Source organism: Streptomyces sp. NPDC025721, from assembly GCF_055558595.1.
The window spans coordinates 35,054-56,990 of record NZ_JBVHMF010000032.1; the positions used below are offsets into that span (position 1 = coordinate 35,054).

Consider the following 21,937-nt stretch of genomic DNA (forward strand, 5'->3'; position numbering starts at 1 on the left):
CGGCTCCTTCACCGGGCCCGGTGGGCCGATCTCTCCAGGGGCGCGGGACCCGCGCGACCTCGCGCCCCAGGACGGTTCCCTTGCGCTAGGCGGCACGCCGGTCTTTTAGGGCCTTGCGCCCCAGGGCGGTTGCTTTGCCGGGGCGCCAGCCACGTGTTTTTAGGGGCGCGGGGAACTGCGCGGCCTCGCGCCCCAGGGCGGTTGCTTTGCCTGGGGCGGTGGGCCGGTCTTTTAGGGGCGCTGGGGGCACCTCCCAGCGTTAGCTGGGGGAGGAACTGCGCGCTCAGCCCGCGCGGTGGCGCGGGTGAAAACCGGCCCCAGCGGGGCAGTTGCCGTTGTTTTCGGGCTGAAGCCCGGTGGGGGCTGGTCGCGCAGTTCCCCGCGCCCCTAAAGACAAGGCCCTGCGCGAGGTGGGCGTACGGGGGGCGATACCCGTTGGCGTTCGGCGTCGTTGAGTACGGAGAGGTACCGGCGACGACAGGCGGCAACGACTCATGGCGAAGCCACAACTGGCCGGGGGCCGCCAAGGACCCGCAGAACTCGGGCCGTTGCTCGAAACGACCCGCGCGGCCCTCGCGGAAGGCGCGGCGACCCGCGGCGGCCCCCTGCCCAGCGGCGGCCCCGCCGCGGTGGCGGCGCGGCTGGCCCGGACGGGCCCGCCGCTGCCCCGCACCGGCACCGGAGCGGAAGAAGCCCTGCGCACACTGGTGCGCGCCGTCGCGGAGGGCGCCGCCGACCCGGCGGAACCGGGCTGCGTCGCGCATCTGCACTGCCCGCCCCTGGCCATGGCCGCGGCGGCGGACTTCGCCGCGTCCGTACTGAACCCGTCCATGGACTCCTGGGACCAGGCCCCCGCCGCCACGGCGTTGGAGGCCCGCGTCACGGCGGCACTGGCGGCCCTGGTGTACCCCGGCCACGACGCTCCCGACGCGCTGGTCACGACCGGCGGCACGGAGTCGAACCAGCTCGCGCTGCTGCTGGCCAGGGAGCGTGCGGCGCGTGCGGGCCGCCGCCCGGTGCAGGTGGTGTGCGGGTCGAACGCGCACCACAGCGTGGCCCGCGCGACCTGGCTGCTCGGCCTGCCCCGTCCGGTGGTGCTCGCCACACCCGGCGGCGTACTGGACCCGGCGGCCGTGGAGTCCGTCCTGCGCGGCCTCGCGCCGCACGTGCTGCTGGTCGCGACCGCGGGCACCACGGACACCGGTGCGATCGACGCGCTGCCCGCGCTGGCAGCCGCCGCCGCCCGGCACGACGCCGAGTTGCACGTGGACGCCGCGTACGGCGGCCCGTTGCTGTTCAGCGACCGCGAAGCGGCCAAGCTCGCGGGCCTCGACCAGGCCGTCTCGGTCACCGTCGACCTGCACAAGCTCGGCTGGCAGCCGGTCGCCGCGGGCCTGCTGGTCGTACCCGACGCCGCCGCACTGCGCCCGCTCGACCACCGCGCCGACTATCTGAACGCGGCCGACGACACCGAGGCCGGGCTGCCCGACCTGCTGGGCCGTTCGCTGCGCACCAGCCGCCGCCCCGACATCCTGAAGATCGCCGTCACCCTGCGGGCGCTCGGCCGCGAGGGGATGGGGCAGCTGGTCGACGCCGTCTGCGCGTCGGCCCGTGAGCTGGCGGAGCGGATCGAACGCCACCCGGACCTGACGCTGTACGCGCACCCCGCCATCAGCACCGTGCTGTTCCGGCCGCGCGGCGCCACCGACGAGGCGATCGCCGCGCTGCGCCGCCGCCTGCTGTACGACGGCCGGGCGGTGCTGGGCCGCGCCCACGTCGGCGGGCGGCTGTGGCTCAAGGCGACGCTGCTGAACCCGTACCTCACCGCCGCCGACCTCGACGCGCTCGTCGCCCTGGCCGCCGAGCCCACGGAGCCCACGGAGCCCACTGCGCCCCCGGAGCCCGCTGCGCCCCCGGAGCCCGCCGAGTCCGCTGCGCCCGCCGAGTCCGCCGAGCCACCGGCACCCGAGGCCCGCTTGCCGCACCCGACACCTCCCCTGACCACGGAAGGCACCACCCCCCGATGACGCCCTCGCACGACGACGCCTCGCACGAGGCCCGCGGAACGGCGCGACCAGCCGGCGCCCCGGCCCCCGCGCCGGTCCCCCACCCGACGACGGTTCCCGCACAGGCGCAAGGACCCGACCGCGCCCCGGCCCCCGCCGCGCCCCCCGCCGAATCGCAGCCGCCCCCCTTCGACCTGCTCGGCATCGGCATCGGCCCGTTCAACCTCTCGCTCGCCGCCCTCGCCGACGGCGTGCCCGACCTCACCGCCGCCTTCTACGACCAGCGGTCCTCCTTCCAGTGGCACCCCGGTCTGCTGATCGACGGCGCCACCCTCCAAGTCCCCTTCCTGGCAGACCTGGTGACCCTCGCCGACCCCGCGAGCCGCTGGTCCTTCCTGAGCTGGCTCAAGACCCGCGAGCGGCTGTTCCCCTTCTACTTCGCCGAGCGCTTCCATGTGCACCGCGCCGAATACGACGCCTACTGCCGGTGGGCCGCCGAGGGGCTGCCCAGTACGCACTTCGGGCAGCAGGTCGACGCCGTGCGCTGGAACGCGGAGCGCGGCCACTTCGAGGTCGACCACACGCACCTGGACGAGCACGGCGAGGCCGAGGCGCTGGGCCGCACGTACGCCCGGCACCTGGTGGTGGGGATCGGCACGGCCCCTTACGTACCGGAGCCCCTGCGCCCGCTCGCGCAGGCGCCGACCGTACCCGTCGTGCACTCCGCGGACTACGTCAAGCAGCGCGAACGGCTGCTGGACGCCGAGCACATCACCGTCGTCGGCTCCGGACAGTCCGGCGCCGAGATCTTCCTCGACCTGCTGCGGGCGCGTCCCGCCGGCCGGGAGCGGCTGACGTGGCTGGCGCGTACGCCCGCCTTCGCGCCGATGGAGTACAGCAAGCTGGGCCTCGAACACTTCACCCCGGACTACACGCGGTACTTCCACGGTCTGCCGGAGCCGGTGCGCGACCGACTGGTGCCGCGGCAGTGGCAGTTGCACAAGGGCATCGACGACGCCACGATCACCGCGATCCACGACGAGCTGTACCGCCGTACGCTCGACGGCGGCTGGCCGGACGCGGTGCTGACGCCCGGCGTCACCGTGCGGACCGCGGGCCGGATCGGCACCCAGAGCGTCGAACTGCACCTGGAACACGTCGAACAGGGCACCCGTACCCGGCTGATGACCGACGCGGTGGTGCTGGCGACCGGCTACCGGGAGCGCCCGCTCGACCAGTTGCTCGCGCCGCTCGACCCGTACCTGAAGCGGGACTCCGCCAACCGGCCGCGGATCGACGCGCGGCACCGGCTGGAGCTGGACCGGGCGGTCACCGGCCGGATCTACGTGCAGAACGCGGAGCGGCACAGCCACGGGATCGGCGCGCCCGACCTGGGCCTGGCGGCCTGGCGCTCCGCGGTCATCCTCAACGACCTGACCGGCCTCCTGACCGGCGCGGAGCACTACCCGCTGCCGGCCAGGACGGCCTTCACCACCTTCGGTCTCGACGGCGCCGCCGCCAGTGACGTCCCTACGCGAACAGCGGCACTCCGGCGCGGGTGAGGCGCCACTCGTCGCCGCCGAACGTCGTCGGGTCGATCGTGCCGTGCGCCTGCACCCAGGCGATGATCGTGTTGCGGATCTCGTCCGAGTTGGACCACACCGACTGGGCGGTGGCCACGTGCGGGTAGTTGCTGCCGCCGCCGGAGCGGTAGTTGTTGACCGCGAGCACGAACCGCGCGGCCGGGTCGACCGGCGCGCCGCCGTGCGTGAGGTTGACGATCCGGGAGCCGACCGGCTGCGCGATGTCGATGTCGTACGACACGCCGCTGAGGATGTCGTAGCTGTAGTCGGGGGTGTTGTTGGCGTTGGTGATCTTGGTGACGTCGACGGGCGCGTCCGGCGCGGTCTGCGCGTAGTACGCCGCCGACCACTCCAGGTAGTCCTTGACCTGGGCGCCGGTGAGCAGCTTGGCGTCCAGGGTGTTCTCGTAGACGTACAGCCCCGCCACGTCGCGCAGCGAGACCTGCCCCGCCGGGATCGCGGCGGTGCGGGAGAACGGCGACGCCTCGGAGAGCACCGGCAGGTCGGCGTACGCGGTACCGGCGAGCGCCGCCTTCACCGTGTCGGCCTGCACCAGGTTGAGGAAGTCGATGATCGGCGTGTCCTTGTACGTGGACTCGGCCGCGGACATCGTCGCGGTGCAGGTGCCGATGATCTGGTTGACGTACGCGACGACCTTGTTGTGCTCGTCGCGCACCAGCTTGGCGACGACCGGGTCCTCGGCGACGGTGTTGGCGTTGCGCACCTCGGCCTTGACGGAGGTGACCTCCCACCGGCCGCGGCTGAACTCCAGGTCGATGTCGAAGACGCTCAGCCGCATGCCCCACATCAGGGGCTCGGACAGCACGACGGTCTTGCCGGTCTTCTCGTTGACGACCAGCGTCTGCGGGCGCTCGACGTGGGTGTGGCCGACCAGGATCGCGTCGATGCCGGGCACCTGCCGGGCCACCAGCGAGGAGGCGTTCTCCGGGTACGGGATCGCGTCGCCGTAGGAGGTGCTGCCGTCCAGGCCGGAGTGGTCGGTGCAGATCACCACGTCGCAGCCGAGGGCGCGGAGCTTGGGCACGTAGATCTTCGCCTGCTCGACCAGGCCGGGGAAGGCCATCTTGCCCTGCACGTTGGCCTTGTCCCAGATGGCGATGCCGGGGTTGGTCAGGCCGAGGATGCCGACCTTGACCGGGGGGCCGCCCTGGACGCGGATCTCCTTGACCAGGTAGGGCGGGAAGGCGGGCTTGAGGGTCTTGGCGTCCACCGCGTTGGCGGCGAGCAGCGGGAAGTCGCACTGGTCCTGGAAGGCGCGCAGCAGCGGGATGCCGTAGTTGAACTCGTGGTTGCCCAGCGCCGCCGCATCGTACTTCATGTGGTTCATGGCCAGCGCCATCGGGTGCTTGGGGCCGCGGCGCGCGCCGGTGATCGGCTCGACCCGCGCGTAGTAGTACGAGAGCTGCGTGCCCTGGATGATGTCGCCCGCGTCGATCAGCAGTGTGCGGTCGTGGCCCTTCTCGGCGCGGGCGTGCGCGACGAGGGTGGAGACCTTGGCGAGGCCGATGTCGTTGTGGGTCGCGTCGTCGTACTCGGCGTTCGTGAAGTAGTCCCAGTTCAGGGCGTGTCCGTGCAGGTCGGTGGTGCCCAGCACCCGCAGGCTGAACGTCTTGGGCTTCCCGTGGCCGTGTCCGTGGTGCCGGTCGGCGGCCTCCGCGGGGCTCGCCCCCACGACCGCCCCGGCGGTGCCCGCGAGCGCCACGCCCGCCCCCGTGGCGGCCGAGCGGTTGATGAAGTCCCTGCGGTTGAGCGCCATCTGTCGTCTCCTCGTTCCCGTCTGCTCCCGGTGCGGGAACAACGCGCGTAGATTCTGCACCGCCCGCCCCACCCGGCGACACCCCCCACGCGTAACCGGAAGATGTCCCGCGCGTGACACGCACGGTGCGGCCGACGCGCGATTCCGGGCGCGTAAGACGTGCTCAGCGGGTGCGGGGGTGACAGGAGTGCTCATCGGAGCGGGGGGCCGCACACTTCGACACTTGTCAACAAGCGTTAATCCAGACGTCGTTGGGCAGTTGCCGTGAGCGTGTTCCCTACCAACGAGTAGGTCATACTCTCGACACATGCGCCGAGCCAAAATTGTCTGCACACTGGGCCCCGCCACCGACTCCTACGACCAGATCAAAGCACTGGTCGAGGCCGGAATGGACGTGGCACGACTGAATCTGAGCCATGGAGCGTACGCGGAGCACGAGGACCGCTACCGACGAGTCCGCAAAGCCGCGGACGAGACCGGTCGCAGCGTGGGCATCATGGTTGACCTTCAGGGCCCGAAGATCAGGCTCGGACGTTTCGCCGAAGGACCTGTACTACTCGAACGCGGCGACGAGTTCACGATCACCGTGGACGACATCGAGGGCGACCAGCAGATCTGCGGGACGACGTACAAGGGACTGTCCGCGGACGTCGCCCGCGGCGAGCGCATCCTGGTGGACGACGGGCGCGTCACCCTGGAGGTCACCGACGTCGAGGGACCGCGGGTGCACACCATGGTCATCGAGGGCGGGATGGTCTCCGACAACAAGGGGCTGAATCTCCCCGGTGTCGCCGTGTCGGTGCCCGCGCTGTCCGACAAGGACATCAGGGACCTGCGCTGGGGCCTGCGGATCGGCGCCGACATCATCGCGCTGTCCTTCGTCCGCACCGGCCGGGACGTCGAGGACGTGCTGCGGATCATGGCCGAGGAGGGCCGCCGGGTCCCGGTGATCGCCAAGGTCGAGAAGCCGCAGGCGGTCGACGCCCTCGAAGGGATCGTCGACGCGTTCGACGGGATCATGGTCGCGCGCGGCGACCTCGGCGTCGAGATGCCGCTGGAAGCCGTCCCGATGGTGCAGAAGCGCGCGATCACGCTCGCCAAGCGCAACGCGAAGCCGGTCATCGTCGCCACCCAGATGCTCGACTCGATGATCGACAACTCCCGCCCCACCCGCGCCGAGGCCAGCGACGTCGCCAACGCCGTGATGGACGGCACCGACGCGGTGATGCTCTCCGGCGAGACCAGCGTCGGCAAGTATCCGATCGAGACCGTCAAGACGATGTCGCGGATCGTGTCCGCGGCCGAGGACGCGGTGCTCGCCACCGGCCTGCCGCCGCTCACCGACCAGAACAAGCCCCGTACCCAGGGCGGCGCCGTGGCCCGCGCCGCCGCCGAGATGGGCGACTTCCTCGGCGCCCGCTTCCTGGTCGCCTTCACCCAGTCCGGCGACACCGTCCGCCGGCTGTCCCGCTACCGCTCGCCGATCCCCCTGCTCGCCTTCACCCCGGAGCCCGCGACCCGCTCGCAGTTGAATCTGACCTGGGGAGTGGAGACCTTCCTCGGCCCGATGGTGCAGACCACCGACGAGATGGTCCAACAGGTGGACGAGCAGCTGCTGCGGATCGGCCGCTGCAAGAAGGGCGACATCGTGGTGATCACGGCCGGTTCGCCCCCCGGCATGCCGGGCACCACCAACATGGTCCGGGTCCACCACATCGGCGAGGACGATTCGCCGAAATCCTGACCTGTACGGCGCGGATTCACCCGCCGCGCCCATCACGCCCCGTTCGGCATTCGCCGGGCGGGGCGTCGTCGTCGGCCGCCTTTGCCGCCGATTTCGGCAGCGGCAATGGCGGGGCCTTTGGCCGGCGAATCGAAAAACTTAACGCTATGTAACGCGAACGCAATACGGAATCAGGGCGGTACTCCGACAGGTGCTTACCCTCTGAATCTCCTGACATTCCTGCCGCGGTCACATCGCCTCCCGGCCGCCCCCAAGTCCCCTACCCTTGGCCGGAAGTGCGCGTTCTCATCATGCGGACGCCGGAGCAAAGCACCCAAATCCCTCCGCCAACCTCAGCAGAACCTCAAGAGTTTCCTTCCGGCATAACAAGACAGTCACACTCTTCCCTTCACCTCTGCCTGACTCAGCTCCACGCGCCTAGAGTCACGGCCAGTCACCGCGCCTCCGGATTTGTCAGTTCGGGTTCCAGCGCGCGACTCGGCGTCTCATCAGAGACGGCCGCGCCAGGGGAAAGGACTGATCGTGCGACACCGTTCCTTGCTTGTACTGACCGCCGTACTCACCACTGGAGCCCTCACCCTCACCGCCTGCGGATCGCGGAGCGACGACAAGAAGGGCAGCGGGGACAGCAGCGGCACCGCCAAGACGACCGTTGTCATCGGTGTCGACGCTCCGCTTACCGGGCAGAACTCGGCCACCGGCCTCGGCATCCAGTACGGCGTGCAGATCGCTGTCGACGACGCCAACAAGAACAACCTCGTCCCCGGGGTGACCTTCAAGATCAAGGCCCTGGACGACAAGGCGCTGCCCGCCACCGGCCAGCAGAACGCCACGGCCCTGGTCGCGGACAGCAGCGTGATCGCCGCCGTCGGCCCGCTGAACTCCGGCGTCGCCCAGTCCATGCAGCAGGTGTTCACCACCGCGAACATGGTCGAGATCTCGCCGTCCAACACCAACCCCACCCTGACCCAGGGCAAGGACTGGAACACCGGCACCAAGGTCCGGCCGTTCAAGACCTACTTCCGTACCGCCACCACCGACGCCCTCCAGGGCGGCTTCGCGGCGGACTACGCCTACAACACCCTGAAGAAGACCAACGCCTTCGTGGTGGACGACAAGCAGACCTACGGCGCGGGTCTCGCGGGCATCTTCAAGGACAAGTTCGGGTCCCTCGGCGGCAAGATCGCCGGCACCGACCACGTCAACACCGGTGACAACGACTTCTCCACGCTCGTCACCAAGATCAAGAACGCCAAGGCCGACATGGTCTACTACGGCGGCCAGTACGACGAGTCGGAGCAGCTCACCAAGCAGCTCAAGGCGGCCGGCGTGAAGATCCCGCTCATGGGCGGCGACGGCATGTTCTCCGACACCTACATCAAGACCGCGGGTGCGGCCTCGGAAGGCGACCTCGCCACCTCCGTCGGCGTCCCGGTCACCACGCTCCCGGCGGCCAAGGACTTCATCGCCACGTACAAGGCGAAGAACTACCCCGGTGACTACGGCACCTACGGCGGCTACTCGTACGACGCCGCCACCGCGATCATCAAGGGCGTCAAGGCCGTCATGGACGCCAACGGCGGCAAGCTCCCCGCCATGGCCGACGCCCGCTCCAAGCTCGTCGACGCCGTCCAGAAGAGCGACTTCGACGGCATCGCCGGGCACGTCTCCTTCGACCAGTACGGCGACACCACCAACAAGCAGCTCACCGTCTACCAGGTCAAGAGCGGCAAGTGGGAGGCCGTGAAGAGCGGCACCTACAGCGGCTGACCGACTCCGTAGCACCCAGGGCCGCGCGGCTGGTCACCCCGACCGCGCGGCCCCCCGCTTACCCCCCGGCGTACCTTCCCCCCTGCTCCCTCAGTGACATGGAGGCCATGCGGTGCACACCCTGCCGCAACAGCTGGCCAACGGGCTGTTCATCGGCTCGATGTACGGGCTCATCGCCATCGGCTACACGATGGTGTACGGCATCGTCCAGCTCATCAACTTCGCCCACGGCGAGATCTACATGACCGGAGCCTTCGGCGCGCTCGCGGTCTGGACGAATCTCCCCGACAGCACGTCCATCTGGCTCGCACTGCCCCTGATGCTGCTCGGCGGCGCCATCGTGTCCGTGCTCATCGCCGTGGCCGCGGAGCGATTCGCGTACCGGCCACTGCGCGGCGCACCACGGCTGGCACCACTGATCACCGCCATCGGCCTCTCCCTCGCACTTCAGCAGGCGATCTTCCTCTGGTACCCGGGCGCCGACAACGCCAAGAGCTTCCCGCAACTGCCCGGCGGCCCCTTCCACGTGGGATCGATCAACATCCAGAGCGGTGACATCTTCCTGGTCTCCGCCGCCGTGATCTGCATGGTCGGCCTCGCCGCCTTCGTCCGCACCAGCCGCACCGGCCGCGCCATGCAGGCCACCGCGCAGGACTCGGACACCGCCCAGCTCATGGGCATCGACACCAACCGCATCATCGTCATCGCCTTCGCCATCGGCGGCTTCTTCGCCGCCGTCGCCGGACTCGCCTCCGGCCTCAAGTACGGCCAGGTCAAGTACGACATCGGCTTCCAGGCCGGACTCAAGGCGTTCACCGCGGCCGTTCTCGGCGGCATCGGCAACATCTACGGCGCCATGCTCGGCGGCCTCGTCCTCGGCATCGCCGAGTCCTGCGCCTCCGCCTACATCTCCAACATCCCCGGCATGCAGCAGCTCGGCGGCGGAAGCTGGGCGAACGTCTGGGCCTTCGTGCTCCTCATCGTCGTCCTGCTCGTCCGGCCGCAAGGTCTGCTCGGCGAGCGCGTCGCGGACAGGGCGTGACACCGATGACCGACATCCCCGTAAGCGCCGCGGAGTCCATCGCCGTCGACACCGCGAAACCGGCCGGACGCAGGGTCGCCCCCTTCGTACCGCTGCCGCGGACCGCCGCCCAGGCGGTCACCCTCGTCGGCGCCGTGGCGACCATCGCCTCCACCTTCATGTCCTGGACGTACACCACCGAGTTCCCCGGCGACCTCACCGTCTCCGGCTACCCCGGCGGTCTCCAGGTCCTCACCCTGGTCGGCGCCATCGTCACCGGCCTGTTCGCGCTCGGCGCCTTCGGCCTCAAGGGCCTGCGCTGGCTCACCCCCAACCGCTCCAACAACCCGGTGCTGCTGCTCGCCCTCGGCACCCTGGGCACCACCTGGTACACGGTGATCGCCATCGCCGAGAAGCTCGGCGGCCTGGCCAACCTCGACCCCGGCGGCTTCGTCGCCGCGATCGGCAGCCTGGTCCTGGTGATCGGCGCCCTCGCACTGCCGATCCACCGGCACCCGCGGGAGACCCACGACACCGAGTACTTCGAACTCGGCCGCTTCTCCACGGTCGGCCCGGTCGTCGGCACGTACAAGTGGCTGCGCGAACTGCGCCCCCACCACAGCGATCTCCCGGTCGCCGACCCGACGAAGCTGCCCGGCTGGGTCCAGCGGCTGATCATCACCGTGGCCGCCGCGATCGGCCTCGAGGTCTTCACCTACGGCCTCGCCACCGGCTACACCGAGATCTTCCTCGGCTTCCTCATCGTCGTGGTCTTCACCATCTGGGCGCTGAGCGCGGCCGGTCTGCTCCGGCAGTTCTCCGGACTCACCGCCGCCCACCGCTCGTTCGCCAACACGATGGGCTTCCTGGCCGCGCTGGCCTACCCCTTCGCGCAGAACGACGAGCACTACGCCAACCTCGGCGTCAACATCCTGATCTTCGGCACCGTCGCCCTCGGCCTCAACATCGTCGTCGGCCTCACCGGCCTGCTCGACCTCGGTTACGTCGCCTTCCTCGGCGTCGGCGCGTACGCCGCCGCCCTGGTCTCCGGCTCGCCGTTCTCGATCTGGTCCGGCGTCCAGTTCCCGTTCTGGGCCGCCGCCCTCACCGGCATGGCCGCCTCACTGGTCTTCGGCGTCCTCATCGGCGCCCCCACCCTGCGGCTGCGCGGCGACTACCTGGCCATCGTCACGCTCGGTTTCGGTGAGATCTTCCGCATCGTCGTCAACAGCCTCGACGGCGTATCGGGCCCGAAGGTCACCAACGGCCCCAACGGCATCTCGCAGATCCCCGACCTGTCGATCTTCGGGTACAACCTCGGCGCCTCGCACGACATCGGCTCCGTCACCCTCGGCCGGTTCGCCAACTACTACCTGCTGATGCTGCTGATCACGGTCATCGTGGTGCTGATCTTCACCCGCGCCGCCGACTCCCGGATCGGCCGCGCCTGGGTCGCCATCCGCGAGGACGAGACCGCCGCCACCGCCATGGGCATCAATGGCTTCCGGGTCAAGCTGATCGCCTTCGCCCTCGGCGCCTCGCTCGCCGGACTCGCGGGCACCGTCAGCGCCCACGTCACGTACAACGTGGTGCCCAACCCGTACCAGTTCGCGGGCGCCGCCCCGCCCAACTCGGCCTTCCTGCTCGCCGCCGTCGTCCTCGGCGGCATGGGTACGGTCAGCGGCCCGATCCTCGGCGCGGCGCTGCTCTACCTGCTCCCCGAGAAGCTCGGCTTCCTGGAGCGGTACGAACTCTTCGCGTTCGGCCTCGCCCTGATCCTGATCATGCGCTTCCGGCCCGAGGGCATCATCCCCAACCGGCGCCGCCAGCTCGAATTCCACCAGGACGAAGTGCTCATCCCCGAGCAACGCCCGCTCGGCGACGACACCGTCCCGGCCAGCCCGGCAGGGGCGTGAGAGACACATGACCATCATCAGCCAAGAGCAGCCGACCCCGGCAGCGGCCTCCGACGGCGGCCCGCTGCTCCAGGCCAGCGGCGTCGTCATGCGGTTCGGCGGCCTCACCGCCGTCCGCGACGTCGACCTCACCGTCAACAGCGGTGAGATCGTCGGACTGATCGGCCCCAACGGCGCCGGGAAGACCACCTTCTTCAACTGCCTCACCGGCCTGTACGTCCCCACCGAGGGCAAGGTCACCTACCGAGGCGAGGTGCTGCCGCCCAAGCCGCACCTGGTCACCCAGGCCGGACTCGCCCGCACCTTCCAGAACATCCGGCTCTTCTCCAACATGACCGTGCTGGAGAACGTGCTGGTCGGCAGGCACACCAGGACCCGCGAGGGACTGCTGTCCGCCCTCATCCGCGGCCCCGGCTACCACAAGGCCGAAGCCCGGTCGCGGGCGCGGGCCATGGAGATCCTGGAGTTCATCGGCCTGGCCGGCAAGGCCGACCACCTCTCGCGCAACCTCCCCTACGGCGAGCAGCGCAAGCTGGAGATCGCCCGCGCGCTGGCCAGCGAGCCCGGCCTGCTGCTGCTGGACGAGCCCACGGCCGGTATGAACCCGCAGGAGACCAGGGCCACCGAGGAGTTGGTCTTCGCCATCCGCGACCAGGGCATCGCCGTCCTGGTCATCGAGCACGACATGCGGTTCATCTTCAACCTGTGCGACCGCGTCGCCGTCCTCGTCCAGGGCGAGAAACTGGTCGAGGGCACCTCCGACGTGGTCCAGCAGGACGAACGGGTCATCGCGGCCTACCTCGGTGAACCCTTCGAAGGCGCGCCCACCGGTGAGGGCGACGCCGCAGTGGAAGCGGCCGCGGCCGAAGCCGGGGCCGAGGAGCAGGAGAACGACCGATGACCGCACTGCTCGAAGTCGAGGACCTCCGGGTCGCCTACGGCAAGATCGAGGCCGTCAAGGGCATCTCGTTCACCGTCGAGGCGGGCCAGATCGTCACCCTGATCGGCACCAACGGCGCGGGCAAGACCACCACGCTGCGCACCCTCAGCGGGCTGCTCAAGCCGATCGGCGGCCGGGTCAGCTTCGACGGCAAGGTGCTCACCCGCGTCCCGGCGCACCGGATCGTCGCCCTGGGCCTGGCGCACTCCCCGGAGGGCCGGCACATCTTCCCCCGGCTGACCATCGAGCAGAATCTCCAGCTCGGCGCCTTCCTCCGCAAGGACACGGCGGCCATCGCCAAGGACATCCAGCGCGCCTACGACCTCTTCCCGATCCTCGGGGAGCGCCGCAGGCAGGCCGCGGGCACGCTGTCCGGCGGCGAGCAGCAGATGCTCGCCATGGGCCGCGCGCTGATGTCGCAGCCCAAGCTGCTCATGCTCGACGAGCCCTCGATGGGTCTGTCGCCGATCATGATGCAGAAGATCATGACGACCATCGTGGAGCTGAAGGCCCAGGGCACCACGATCCTGCTGGTCGAGCAGAACGCGCAGGCCGCGCTCTCGCTCGCCGACCAGGCCCATGTGATGGAGATCGGCACGATCAAGCTCTCCGGCACCGGCCAGGACCTGCTGCACGACGACGGCGTCCGCAAGACGTACCTCGGCGAGGACTGAGGCTCGCCCGACCGGGCCCGGAACACGGCGCAGGGCCCGCACCCCGACCGGGGTGCGGGCCCTGCGCCGTGTCCCGTCCGCGGGCGCCTACTTCTCGGAGACCTCTTCGATCACGGCCTGCGCGACCGCCTGCATCGACATCCGGCGGTCCATCGACGTCTTCTGGATCCAGCGGAAGGCGGCGGGCTCGGTCAGCCCGTACTTGGTCTGGAGGACGCTCTTGGCCCGGTCGACCAGCTTGCGGGTCTCCAGCCGCAGCGACAGGTCGGCGATCTCCGCCTCCAGCGCCTTCAGCTCCTGGAACCGGCTCACCGCCATCTCGATCGCGGGCACCAGATCGCTCTTGCTGAACGGCTTCACCAGATACGCCATCGCGCCCGCGTCCCTGGCCCGCTCCACCAGCTCGCGCTGCGAGAACGCGGTCAGCATCAGCACCGGCGCGATCTTGTCCGCGGCGATCCGCTCGGCCGCCGAGATCCCGTCGAGCACCGGCATCTTCACGTCCAGGATCACCAGATCGGGACGCTGCTCCTCGGCGAGCTTCACCGCGGTCTCGCCGTCCCCGGCCTCCCCGACGACGGAGTAGCCCTCCTCCTCCAGCATCTCCTTGAGGTCGAGGCGGATCAGCGCCTCGTCCTCGGCGATGACCACGCGGGTCGTCAGGGGAGGGACGTGGGACTTCGACTGCTCGTCGTCGAGCGGGGCGGCGGACTCGTCGGGCGCGCTCACGGTGCTCCTCGTATCAGGCGGGGTACTGCACACCTGAGCCTACCTAGCTGCGACGGCGCGCACCTACACGGTACGCTGTGCACGCGACCTGGCCGGGTTGGCGGAATGGCATACGCGGATGTCTCAAACACATCTGTCCGAAAGGGCGTGCGGGTTCGAATCCCGCACCCGGCACCTCTGAAATCCCCCCGTATCCCCTCAGTTCGCCGGGGGAGCGGTCGTGCCCGTGGGAGTCGCCGGGCGCAGCATGCAGGTCAGCCGGGCCGTACAGACCCGCTTGTCCGCCTCGTCCGTGATGACGATCTCATAGGTCGCCGAGGAGCGGCCCCGGTGGACCGGGGTCGCGGTGCCGGTGACGAGACCGGAGCGCAGACCGCGGTGGTGGGTGGCGTTGAGGTCCACGCCGACGGCCATCTTGCTGGGACCGCCGTGCAGCATCGCGCCGACCGAGCCGAGGGTCTCGGCGAGCACCGCGGACGCGCCGCCGTGCAGCAGCCCCATCGGCTGGGTGTTGCCCTCGACGGGCATCGTGCCGACCACCTTCTCCGGCGCCGCCTCCAGGATCCGGATGCCCATCCGCTCACCCAGGTGACCGCCGGAGAACAGACCCCGCAGATCGACGCCGAGCCCGGCGTACTGCTCCAGGATCTCCGGCGGGAAGTAGGTGGTGGTCCGCTCGCCCATGGGGTGGTGCTCCGATCGTCCTCGTCCGGCCTGATCCGGTGTGCCCGTACGCGTTTTCCGTGTACTGATCAGTTTTCTACCGGACGGCCCGCGTCGGCCGTGCGTCGGGGGGCGTCCGCCGCGGTCCGCTCCAGCCGGATGACCACCGACTTCGAGGCGGGGGTGTTGCTGGTGTCCGCGGTGTGGTCGAGGGGGACCAGCACATTGGTCTCCGGGTAGTACGCCGCCGCGCATCCGCGCGGGGTCGGGTAGTGCACGACCCGGAAGCCCTCCGCGCGCCGCTCCGTGCCGTCCTTCCACTCGCCGACCAGGTCGGCGTAGTCGCCGTCGGCCAGACCGTTGGCCGCGGCGTCCTCGGGGTGCAGCAGGACGACGCGGCGGCCGTTCTTGATGCCGCGGTAGCGGTCGTCCAGACCGTAGATGGTGGTGTTGTACTGGTCGTGCGAGCGCAGCGTCTGGAGCAGCAGCCGCCCCTCGGGCACCGCCGGGTACTCGACGGCCGCGGCCGTGAAGTTGGCCTTGCCCGTCGCGGTGGGGAAGGTGCGGCTGTCGCGCGGGGCGTGCGGCAGCGTGAAGCCGCCCGGGCGCCGCACCCTGGCGTTGAAGTCCGCGAAGCCGGGGACGACCCGCGAGATGCGGTCGCGGATCGCGTCGTAGTCCCGCTCGAAGTCCGCCCACGGCACCACGCTGCGGTCACCGAAGACGGCGCGGGCCAGCCGGGTCACGATCGCGGGCTCCGACAGCAGATGCGGCGAGGCCGGGTCCAGGCCGCCGCGCGAGGCGTGCACCATGCCCATCGAGTCCTCGACGGTGACGAACTGCGGGCCGCCCGCCTGCCGGTCCTTCTCGGTACGGCCCAGCGTCGGCAGGATCAGCGCGCGGGCGCCCGTGACGGCGTGCGAACGGTTCAGCTTGGTCGACACATGGACGGTCAGCCGCGCCTTGCGCATCGCGGCCTCCGTGACGTCGGTGTCGGGGGACGCGGCGACGAAGTTGCCGCCCATCGCGAAGAACACCTTCGCCGTCCCGTCGCGCAGCGCCCGGATCGCGCGCACCACGTCGAAGCCGTGCTCGCGCGGCGGCGCGAAGCCGAACTCCTTCTCCAGCGCGTCCAGGAACGCCGCCGGGGGCCGCTCGAAGATGCCCATCGTCCGGTCGCCCTGCACATTGCTGTGCCCGCGCACCGGGCAGACCCCGGCGCCGGGGCGGCCGATATTGCCGCCCAGCAGCAGGAAGTTGACCACCTCGCGGATGGTCGGCACCGCGTGCTTGTGCTGGGTCAGGCCCATCGCCCAGCACACCACGACGCTCTTGGCGTCCAGCACCAGGGCGAGCAGCCTGTCGATCTCGGCCCGCGCCAGACCGGTGGCGCGCTCCACCTCGTCCCAGTCGGTGGCGAGCGCGGCGGCCTCGTACTCCGCGAAGCCGTGGGTGTGCTCCGCGATGAAGTCGCGGTCCAGCGCGCCGGCCTCGATCAGCAGCCGGCCCAGCGCGCGGAACAGCGCCTGGTCGCCGCCGAGCCTGATCTGGAGGAACAGATCGGTCAGCACGGTGCCGGAACCGGCGAGACCCGAGGCGTTCTGCGGATTCTTGAACCGCTCGAGACCCGCCTCCGGAAGCGGGTTGACCGACACGATCGTCGCCCCGCCCTGCTTGGCCTTCTCCAGCGCGGACAGCATCCGCGGGTGGTTGGTGCCCGGATTCTGCCCGGCGACGATGATCAGGTCCGACCGGTACAGATCCTCCAGCAGCACACTGCCCTTGCCGACGCCCAGCGTCTCGGTCAGCGCGGAACCCGACGACTCGTGGCACATGTTGGAGCAGTCCGGCAGATTGTTGGTGCCCAGCTCGCGGGCGAAGAGCTGGAAGAGGAACGCCGCCTCGTTGCTGGTGCGGCCCGAGGTGTAGAAGACCGCCTCGTCCGGGGTGTCCAGGGCGGTCAGTTCGTCCGCGACGATCGAGAAGGCCCGCTCCCACGGCACCGCCTCGTAGTGGTCGGCGCCCTCCGCCAGATACATCGGCTGCGTGATCCGGCCCTGCTGGCCCAGCCAGTAGCCGCTGCGCCGCGCCAGGTCGGAGACCGGGTGCGCGGCGAAGAAGTCCGGGGTCACCCGGCGCAGCGTCGCCTCCTCGGCGACCGCCTTCGCGCCGTTCTCGCAGAATTCGGCGACATGCCGGTGGTCCGGCTCGGGCCAGGCGCAGCCCGGACAGTCGAAGCCGCCCTTCTGGTTGACCTTCAGCAGCGTCAACGTGGCCCGCCGCACCCCCATCTGCTGCCCGGCCATCTTGACCGTGTGCCCGATGGCGGGCAGCCCCGCCGCACTGTGCTTGGGCGCGGAGACCTGCGGAGCGTCCTGGACGGGGTCACCTGAAGGGGGCTTCTTTGCCATACGTCCTTTGTACCGCCTTTGCGCGGCGGGGGAGCCGGCGGGCGGCGCCCGGCTTGATCGGCCCGCCGAGCCGCCCGCCCGGCTCCCGGCCCCGCCGCCCCCCGCACGGCGTGCCCCCGGCGGGAGGCGTCCTTCGTTGTCGTACCCGCGTGGGAGGATCGGAGACGTGGCAGACAACGCATCCGCATCGAAGACGACCGACCGCCCCCGCCTGCTGCTGCTGGACGGGCACTCGCTGGCGTACCGGGCGTTCTACGCGCTGCCCGTGGAGAACTTCAACACCGCCACGGGCCAGCCGACGAACGCGATCTACGGCTTCACGTCCATGCTGGCGAACACGCTGCGTGACGAGCGGCCGACGCACCTGGCCGTCGCCTTCGACGTCTCCCGCAAGACCTGGCGGTTCGACGAGTTCCCCGAGTACAAGGCGAACCGCTCGAAGACGCCGGACGAGTTCCGCAGCCAGGTCGAGCTGATCGGCGAGCTGCTGGACGCGATGGGCGTCAGCCGCTTCGCGGTCGAGGGCTTCGAGGCGGACGACGTGATCGCCACGCTCGCCACCCAGGCGGAAGCGCTCGGTTACGAGGTGCTGATCGTCACCGGCGACCGGGACTCGTTCCAGTTGGTCACCGAGAACGTGACGGTGCTCTACCCCACCAAGGGCGTCTCCGAGCTGACCCGCTACACCCCGGAGAAGGTCGAGGAGAAGTACGGCCTGACGCCCCAGCAGTACCCGGACTTCGCGGCGCTGCGCGGCGACCCGTCGGACAATCTGCCCGGCATCCCCGGCGTCGGCGAGAAGACGGCGGCCAAGTGGATCATGCAGTTCGGGTCCTTCGCCGACCTGGTCGAGCGGGCCGACGAGGTCAAGGGCAAGGCCGGTGAGAATCTGCGGGCGCACCTGGACGCGGTGAAGCTCAACCGGCGGCTGACCGAGATGGTGCGCGACGTGAGCCTGCCCTCGGGCCCCGAGGGCCTGGCCAGGGAGCCGTACGACAGGACGGCCCTGGTCGGCGTGCTGGACGTGCTGGAATTCCGCAACTCCAACTTCCGGGAGCGGCTGTTCGCCGTCGATCCCGGCGCCGAGCAGGAAGAGGCGGAGATCGCCGAGGGCGTCGCCGTGGAGGGCACCGTGCTCGCCGCGGGCGACCTGCCCGGCTGGCTCGACGAGCACGGCGGCGCGCCGCTCGGCCTGGCCAGCGTCGACACCTGGGCGCTGGGCAGCGGCAGCGTCACCCAGATCGCGCTCGCCTCACCGGAGGTGGCCGCCTGGTTCGACCCCGCGGAGCTGGACGAGGCGGACGAGAAGTCCTTCGCCGCCTGGATCGCCGACCCCGCCCGCCCCAAGGTGCTGCACAACGCGAAGAACGTCGAGCGGGTCTTCGCCGAGCACGGCTGGAGCGTCGCCGGGGTGACGATGTGCACGGCCCTGGCCGCGTATCTCATCAAGCCCGGCCGCCGCTCCTTCGCGCTCGACGTGCTGTCGGTGGAGTACCTGGGCCGCGAGCTGGCCCCGGCCGACGCCGCGGGCGGACAGCTCGCCTTCGGCGAGGAGGGCGAGGACGAGGGCGCCGCCGCGGCCGACGCGCTGATGGTGCAGGCCCGTACCGTCCTCGACCTCGCCGAGGTCTTCGGCGAGCGGCTGCCCGAGGTCGGCGCCACCGAGCTGCTGCACGAGGTCGAACTGCCCACCTCGGCGCTGCTGGCCCGGATGGAACGCTCCGGGATCGCCGCCGACCGGGCCCATCTCGAAGGTCTGGAACAGCAGTTCGCCGCGGCCGTGCAGCACGCGGTCGGCGAGGCGCACGCCTCGGTCGGCCACGAGTTCAACCTCGGCTCGCCCAAGCAGCTCCAGGAAGTCCTCTTCGGCGAGCTGGGCCTGCCCAAGACCAAGAAGACCAAGACCGGTTACACCACGGACGCCGACGCGCTGGCCTGGCTGGCCGCGCAGACCGAGCACGAACTGCCGGTCATCATGCTGCGCCACCGGGAGCAGGCCAAGCTCCGGGTCACCGTCGAGGGCCTGGTCAAGACGATCGCCCCGGACGGACGCATCCACACCACCTTCAGCCAGACCGTCGCGGCCACCGGACGCCTGTCGTCCACCGACCCCAACCTGCAGAATGTGCCGGTCCGCACCGACGAGGGCCGGGCCATCCGCCGCGGCTTCGTCGTCGGCGAGGGCTACGAATCGCTGCTGACCGCCGACTACAGCCAGATCGAACTGCGCGTGATGGCCCACCTGTCGCAGGACGAGGGACTGATCGCCGCCTTCGCCTCCGGCGAGGATCTGCACACCACCGTCGGCTCCCAGGTCTTCGGCGTCGCACGGGACGCGGTGGACGCCGAGATGCGCCGCAAGATCAAGGCGATGTCGTACGGGCTGGCGTACGGCCTGTCCGCCTTCGGCCTGTCCCAGCAGCTCAACATCGAGGCCGCGGAGGCGCGCGGGCTGATGGAGACGTACTTCGAGCGGTTCGGCGGCGTGCGGGACTATCTGCACCGGGTGGTCGAGGAGGCCAGGAACACCGGCTACACCGAGACGCTGCTCGGCCGCCGCCGCTACCTGCCCGACCTCAACAGCGACAACCGGCAGCGCCGTGAGATGGCCGAGCGGATGGCGCTCAATGCGCCGATCCAGGGCTCGGCCGCCGACATCGTGAAGATCGCGATGCTCAAGGTCGACCAGGCGCTCACCGACGAGAAGCTGGAGTCGCGGATACTGCTCCAGGTGCACGACGAAATCGTGCTGGAGGTCGCGCCCGGCGAGCGGAAGAAGGTCGAGACGCTGGTCCGCCGCGAGATGGCGGGCGCGTATCCGCTGCGCGCCGCGCTGGACGTGTCGGTCGGCGACGGCACCGACTGGGAGTCGGCCGCGCACTGACCCCACCCCGCCGCCTGCGCGAGTCTGTGACCGGGCTGTGTGAACGAGTCGCGACCCCTCGGTGAAAGGTCCGCCGAGGGGCCGGAAACCTCGGCGGATTGCCGGTATTTGCCCCGGATCGCGTCTTCCCCGACTGTGGTCGGGGGGCTGAAGTTGCCGTAGGGTCAATCGAGTTGTGGCGCGGCCACGCGCCCATCTCGCACCTGGGGAGGACCGCGGACATGTCAGCGCGGCGGTACGGCCGAAGGCTACGCAGGGGAGCGGCGGGTACGGCGGTCGCCGCCGCCGCGATGGCGGCGCTGGGCGCCTCGCAGGCGCCGGGGCTCATCCCGGTGGCGCACGCCGCCGCGCGGCAGACGACCACCGTGGCCCCGCCGCCCGGCCCCGCGATCGACGGCGGTTCGCCGTACATCACCGATGTGCCGCCGCTGAACACCCCGACGGACCTCACGAATCCGACCGCCACGCCCTCCGGCGGCCCGGTCGTCACCCCGCTGCCGTCCGGCGGCTCGCTGCCCGCGACCGTCCTGGACGCCTACCGGCGCGCCGAGGCGAGCGTCGCCGCGAGCAACCCCGGCTGCCACCTGCCGTGGCAACTGCTCGCCGCCATCGGCCAGGTGGAGTCCGGCCAGGCCCGCGGCGGCGCCGTGGACGCCAAGGGGACGACGTACACCCCGATCCTCGGCCCGGTGCTCGACGGCAACGGCTTCGCGAACATCAGCGACACCGACGGCGGACGCTACGACGGCGACCCGGTCCACGACCGCGCGGTCGGCCCGATGCAGTTCATCCCCTCGACGTGGGCGAACTGGGGCGCGGACGGCAACGGCGACGGGGTCGCCGACCCCGACAACGTGTACGACGCCGCGCTGGCCGCCGCCCACTACCTGTGCGCCGACGGCCGCGACCTGGCCGTACCGCGGGACATGGACCGCGCGATCCTCGGCTACAACCACTCGCAGGCCTACCTCGACCTGGTGAAGTCCTGGTACGAGCACTTCCGGCAGGGCGACGCGGTCTCCGTGCCCGACCGCCCGGGCACACCGGGCGCGGGCGCGCCGCCGTTCGCCAACACCCCGCGGCCGTCGACCAGTCCGTCCGCGTCGGCCCCCGGCGGCACACCGTCGCCCTCGCCGTCCGGCACCCACCCGAGCGGCGGCATCGTCCCGCCGACCGCGGGCACCCCGTCGACCGGCCCCGGCAAGACCCCGCCGCCGTCGTCGCCTACCGGCACCCCCACGGGAACCCCGACCGGCACGCCGACGGACACCCCGACGACCCCCGGCTGCCCGACGCAGTCCCCGTCGCCCTCGCCGACCGACAGCGCGAGCCCCAGCCCGACCGCGACGCCGACTCCCACGGACACCCCCGGCACGCCCGACCCCTGCGCCACCGACACCCCGACGCCGACGGACACCCCCACCCCCAGCGGTGAGGCGACCGCCAGCGCGGCCACCGGCGCCGCCGTCACCGCGAAGCCGTAACCCGCGACGGGGCATTCCCCGACACGGCACCCCCGGCGCCCCGCGCGCCGGCAACACTCCCACGCACCGGGGACGTTCAGGCGAAAGCCTCACGAACGTCCCCGGTGAAACGTGTTCTCATCTCACCTCCCGGTTGCTACGGTGCCCCGGCCCCGGCCGACGACCGCGTCGGCCCGTGCCCGAGGGAGGTCAGGCCATGCGCGCTCTCGCCGCGGCGGCGATCGGACTCGCCGCCGCCCTCGCCCTGGTCTTCACCGTCACCGCGATCGGCGCGCCCGCGGGTCACACCTCGCCGAAACCCCTGCTGACCACGGTCCCCAGCCACCCCTGAGCCG

At 70.8% G+C, this 21,937-nt stretch carries 15 protein-coding genes and 1 tRNA gene; 12 read left to right on the forward strand and 4 right to left on the reverse strand.

Going from position 1 to position 21,937, the window contains the following annotated elements; all coding sequences use genetic code 11:
• Positions 1–494: 494 nt before the first annotated feature.
• Positions 495–2,027, forward strand: coding sequence for a pyridoxal phosphate-dependent decarboxylase family protein (locus ACZ4EF_RS32000; protein WP_467507646.1), 1,533 nt, complete (start codon positions 495–497; stop codon positions 2,025–2,027).
• On the forward strand, positions 2,024–3,568 hold the full coding sequence (locus ACZ4EF_RS32005; protein ID WP_467507648.1) for a lysine N(6)-hydroxylase/L-ornithine N(5)-oxygenase family protein: 1,545 nt from the start codon (positions 2,024–2,026) through the stop codon (positions 3,566–3,568). The genes ACZ4EF_RS32000 and ACZ4EF_RS32005 overlap by 4 nt, the downstream gene beginning before the upstream one ends.
• Here ACZ4EF_RS32005 and ACZ4EF_RS32010 read toward each other — a convergent pair.
• Positions 3,537–5,366, reverse strand: coding sequence for a bifunctional metallophosphatase/5'-nucleotidase (locus tag ACZ4EF_RS32010; protein WP_467344195.1), 1,830 nt, complete (start codon positions 5,364–5,366; stop codon positions 3,537–3,539). The genes ACZ4EF_RS32005 and ACZ4EF_RS32010 overlap by 32 nt on opposite strands.
• Positions 5,367–5,673: 307 nt before the next feature.
• Here ACZ4EF_RS32010 and pyk point away from each other — a divergent pair, with 307 nt between their 5' ends.
• The 6 genes from pyk (at position 5,674) to ACZ4EF_RS32040 (ending at position 13,431) form a co-directional block, all read left to right on the forward strand.
• A complete protein-coding gene (gene pyk / locus ACZ4EF_RS32015; RefSeq protein ID WP_355333972.1) occupies positions 5,674–7,110 on the forward strand; it encodes a pyruvate kinase in 1,437 nt (478 codons plus the stop codon).
• Positions 7,111–7,632: 522 nt separating this feature from the next.
• Positions 7,633–8,880, forward strand: a complete 1,248-nt coding sequence (locus ACZ4EF_RS32020) for a branched-chain amino acid ABC transporter substrate-binding protein (RefSeq protein ID WP_467507650.1) — start codon at positions 7,633–7,635, stop codon at positions 8,878–8,880.
• Positions 8,881–8,992: 112 nt separating this feature from the next.
• Positions 8,993–9,922 carry a branched-chain amino acid ABC transporter permease gene (locus ACZ4EF_RS32025; RefSeq protein WP_355333968.1) on the forward strand — a complete coding sequence of 310 codons (930 nt, stop codon included), beginning with the start codon at positions 8,993–8,995 and terminating at the stop codon, positions 9,920–9,922.
• A gap of 5 nt (positions 9,923–9,927) precedes the next feature.
• Positions 9,928–11,817 (forward strand): branched-chain amino acid ABC transporter permease, encoded by a 1,890-nt coding sequence (locus ACZ4EF_RS32030; RefSeq protein ID WP_355333965.1) that lies wholly within the window; start codon positions 9,928–9,930, stop codon positions 11,815–11,817.
• Positions 11,818–11,824: 7 nt separating this feature from the next.
• Positions 11,825–12,718 carry an ABC transporter ATP-binding protein gene (locus ACZ4EF_RS32035; protein WP_355333963.1) on the forward strand — a complete coding sequence of 298 codons (894 nt, stop codon included), beginning with the start codon at positions 11,825–11,827 and terminating at the stop codon, positions 12,716–12,718.
• Entirely contained in the window at positions 12,715–13,431 is a 717-nt protein-coding gene (locus ACZ4EF_RS32040; protein WP_188282943.1) for an ABC transporter ATP-binding protein, read from the forward strand. The genes ACZ4EF_RS32035 and ACZ4EF_RS32040 overlap by 4 nt, the downstream gene beginning before the upstream one ends.
• An 87-nt stretch (positions 13,432–13,518) precedes the next feature.
• Here ACZ4EF_RS32040 and ACZ4EF_RS32045 read toward each other — a convergent pair whose 3' ends face one another.
• Positions 13,519–14,160, reverse strand: coding sequence for an ANTAR domain-containing response regulator (locus tag ACZ4EF_RS32045; RefSeq protein ID WP_355333958.1), 642 nt, complete (start codon positions 14,158–14,160; stop codon positions 13,519–13,521).
• Positions 14,161–14,251: 91 nt separating this feature from the next.
• Here ACZ4EF_RS32045 and ACZ4EF_RS32050 point away from each other — a divergent pair.
• Positions 14,252–14,334: transfer RNA gene (locus ACZ4EF_RS32050), tRNA-Leu, on the forward strand.
• A gap of 24 nt (positions 14,335–14,358) precedes the next feature.
• Here the strand turns inward: ACZ4EF_RS32050 and ACZ4EF_RS32055 are convergent.
• Together ACZ4EF_RS32055 and ACZ4EF_RS32060 are read right to left on the reverse strand one after the other, a co-directional pair.
• Positions 14,359–14,844, reverse strand: coding sequence for a PaaI family thioesterase (locus ACZ4EF_RS32055; RefSeq protein ID WP_188282940.1), 486 nt, complete (start codon positions 14,842–14,844; stop codon positions 14,359–14,361).
• 68 nt (positions 14,845–14,912) lie between these two features.
• Positions 14,913–17,234: an FdhF/YdeP family oxidoreductase gene (locus ACZ4EF_RS32060; protein WP_467507653.1), complete on the reverse strand. Its 2,322-nt coding sequence runs from the start codon at positions 17,232–17,234 to the stop codon at positions 14,913–14,915.
• A gap of 166 nt (positions 17,235–17,400) precedes the next feature.
• On the opposite strand from ACZ4EF_RS32060, the gene polA reads away from it, so the two are divergent.
• The 3 genes from polA to ACZ4EF_RS32075 all read left to right on the forward strand — a co-directional run bounded on the left by polA (position 17,401) and on the right by ACZ4EF_RS32075 (position 21,933).
• Positions 17,401–20,118, forward strand: coding sequence for a DNA polymerase I (gene polA, locus ACZ4EF_RS32065; RefSeq protein WP_467507654.1), 2,718 nt, complete (start codon positions 17,401–17,403; stop codon positions 20,116–20,118).
• Between the two features lie 221 nt (positions 20,119–20,339).
• Entirely contained in the window at positions 20,340–21,602 is a 1,263-nt protein-coding gene (locus tag ACZ4EF_RS32070) for a lytic transglycosylase domain-containing protein (protein WP_467507656.1), read from the forward strand.
• Positions 21,603–21,798: 196 nt separating this feature from the next.
• A complete protein-coding gene (locus ACZ4EF_RS32075; RefSeq protein ID WP_188282936.1) occupies positions 21,799–21,933 on the forward strand; it encodes an SPW_0924 family protein in 135 nt (44 codons plus the stop codon).
• The last annotated feature ends 4 nt before the right edge of the window (positions 21,934–21,937 follow it).

Coding starts and splice junctions, on each gene's coding strand:
- ACZ4EF_RS32000 (WP_467507646.1), top strand. CDS start 495: ATGGCGAAGCCACAACTGGCCGGGGGCCGCCAAGGACCCGCAGAACTC.
- ACZ4EF_RS32005 (WP_467507648.1), top strand. CDS start 2,024: ATGACGCCCTCGCACGACGACGCCTCGCACGAGGCCCGCGGAACGGCG.
- ACZ4EF_RS32010 (WP_467344195.1), bottom strand. CDS start 5,366: ATGGCGCTCAACCGCAGGGACTTCATCAACCGCTCGGCCGCCACGGGG.
- pyk (WP_355333972.1), top strand. CDS start 5,674: ATGCGCCGAGCCAAAATTGTCTGCACACTGGGCCCCGCCACCGACTCC.
- ACZ4EF_RS32030 (WP_355333965.1), top strand. CDS start 9,928: ATGACCGACATCCCCGTAAGCGCCGCGGAGTCCATCGCCGTCGACACC.
- ACZ4EF_RS32035 (WP_355333963.1), top strand. CDS start 11,825: ATGACCATCATCAGCCAAGAGCAGCCGACCCCGGCAGCGGCCTCCGAC.
- ACZ4EF_RS32040 (WP_188282943.1), top strand. CDS start 12,715: ATGACCGCACTGCTCGAAGTCGAGGACCTCCGGGTCGCCTACGGCAAG.
- ACZ4EF_RS32055 (WP_188282940.1), bottom strand. CDS start 14,844: ATGGGCGAGCGGACCACCACCTACTTCCCGCCGGAGATCCTGGAGCAG.
- ACZ4EF_RS32060 (WP_467507653.1), bottom strand. CDS start 17,234: ATGGCAAAGAAGCCCCCTTCAGGTGACCCCGTCCAGGACGCTCCGCAG.
- ACZ4EF_RS32070 (WP_467507656.1), top strand. CDS start 20,340: ATGTCAGCGCGGCGGTACGGCCGAAGGCTACGCAGGGGAGCGGCGGGT.
- ACZ4EF_RS32075 (WP_188282936.1), top strand. CDS start 21,799: ATGCGCGCTCTCGCCGCGGCGGCGATCGGACTCGCCGCCGCCCTCGCC.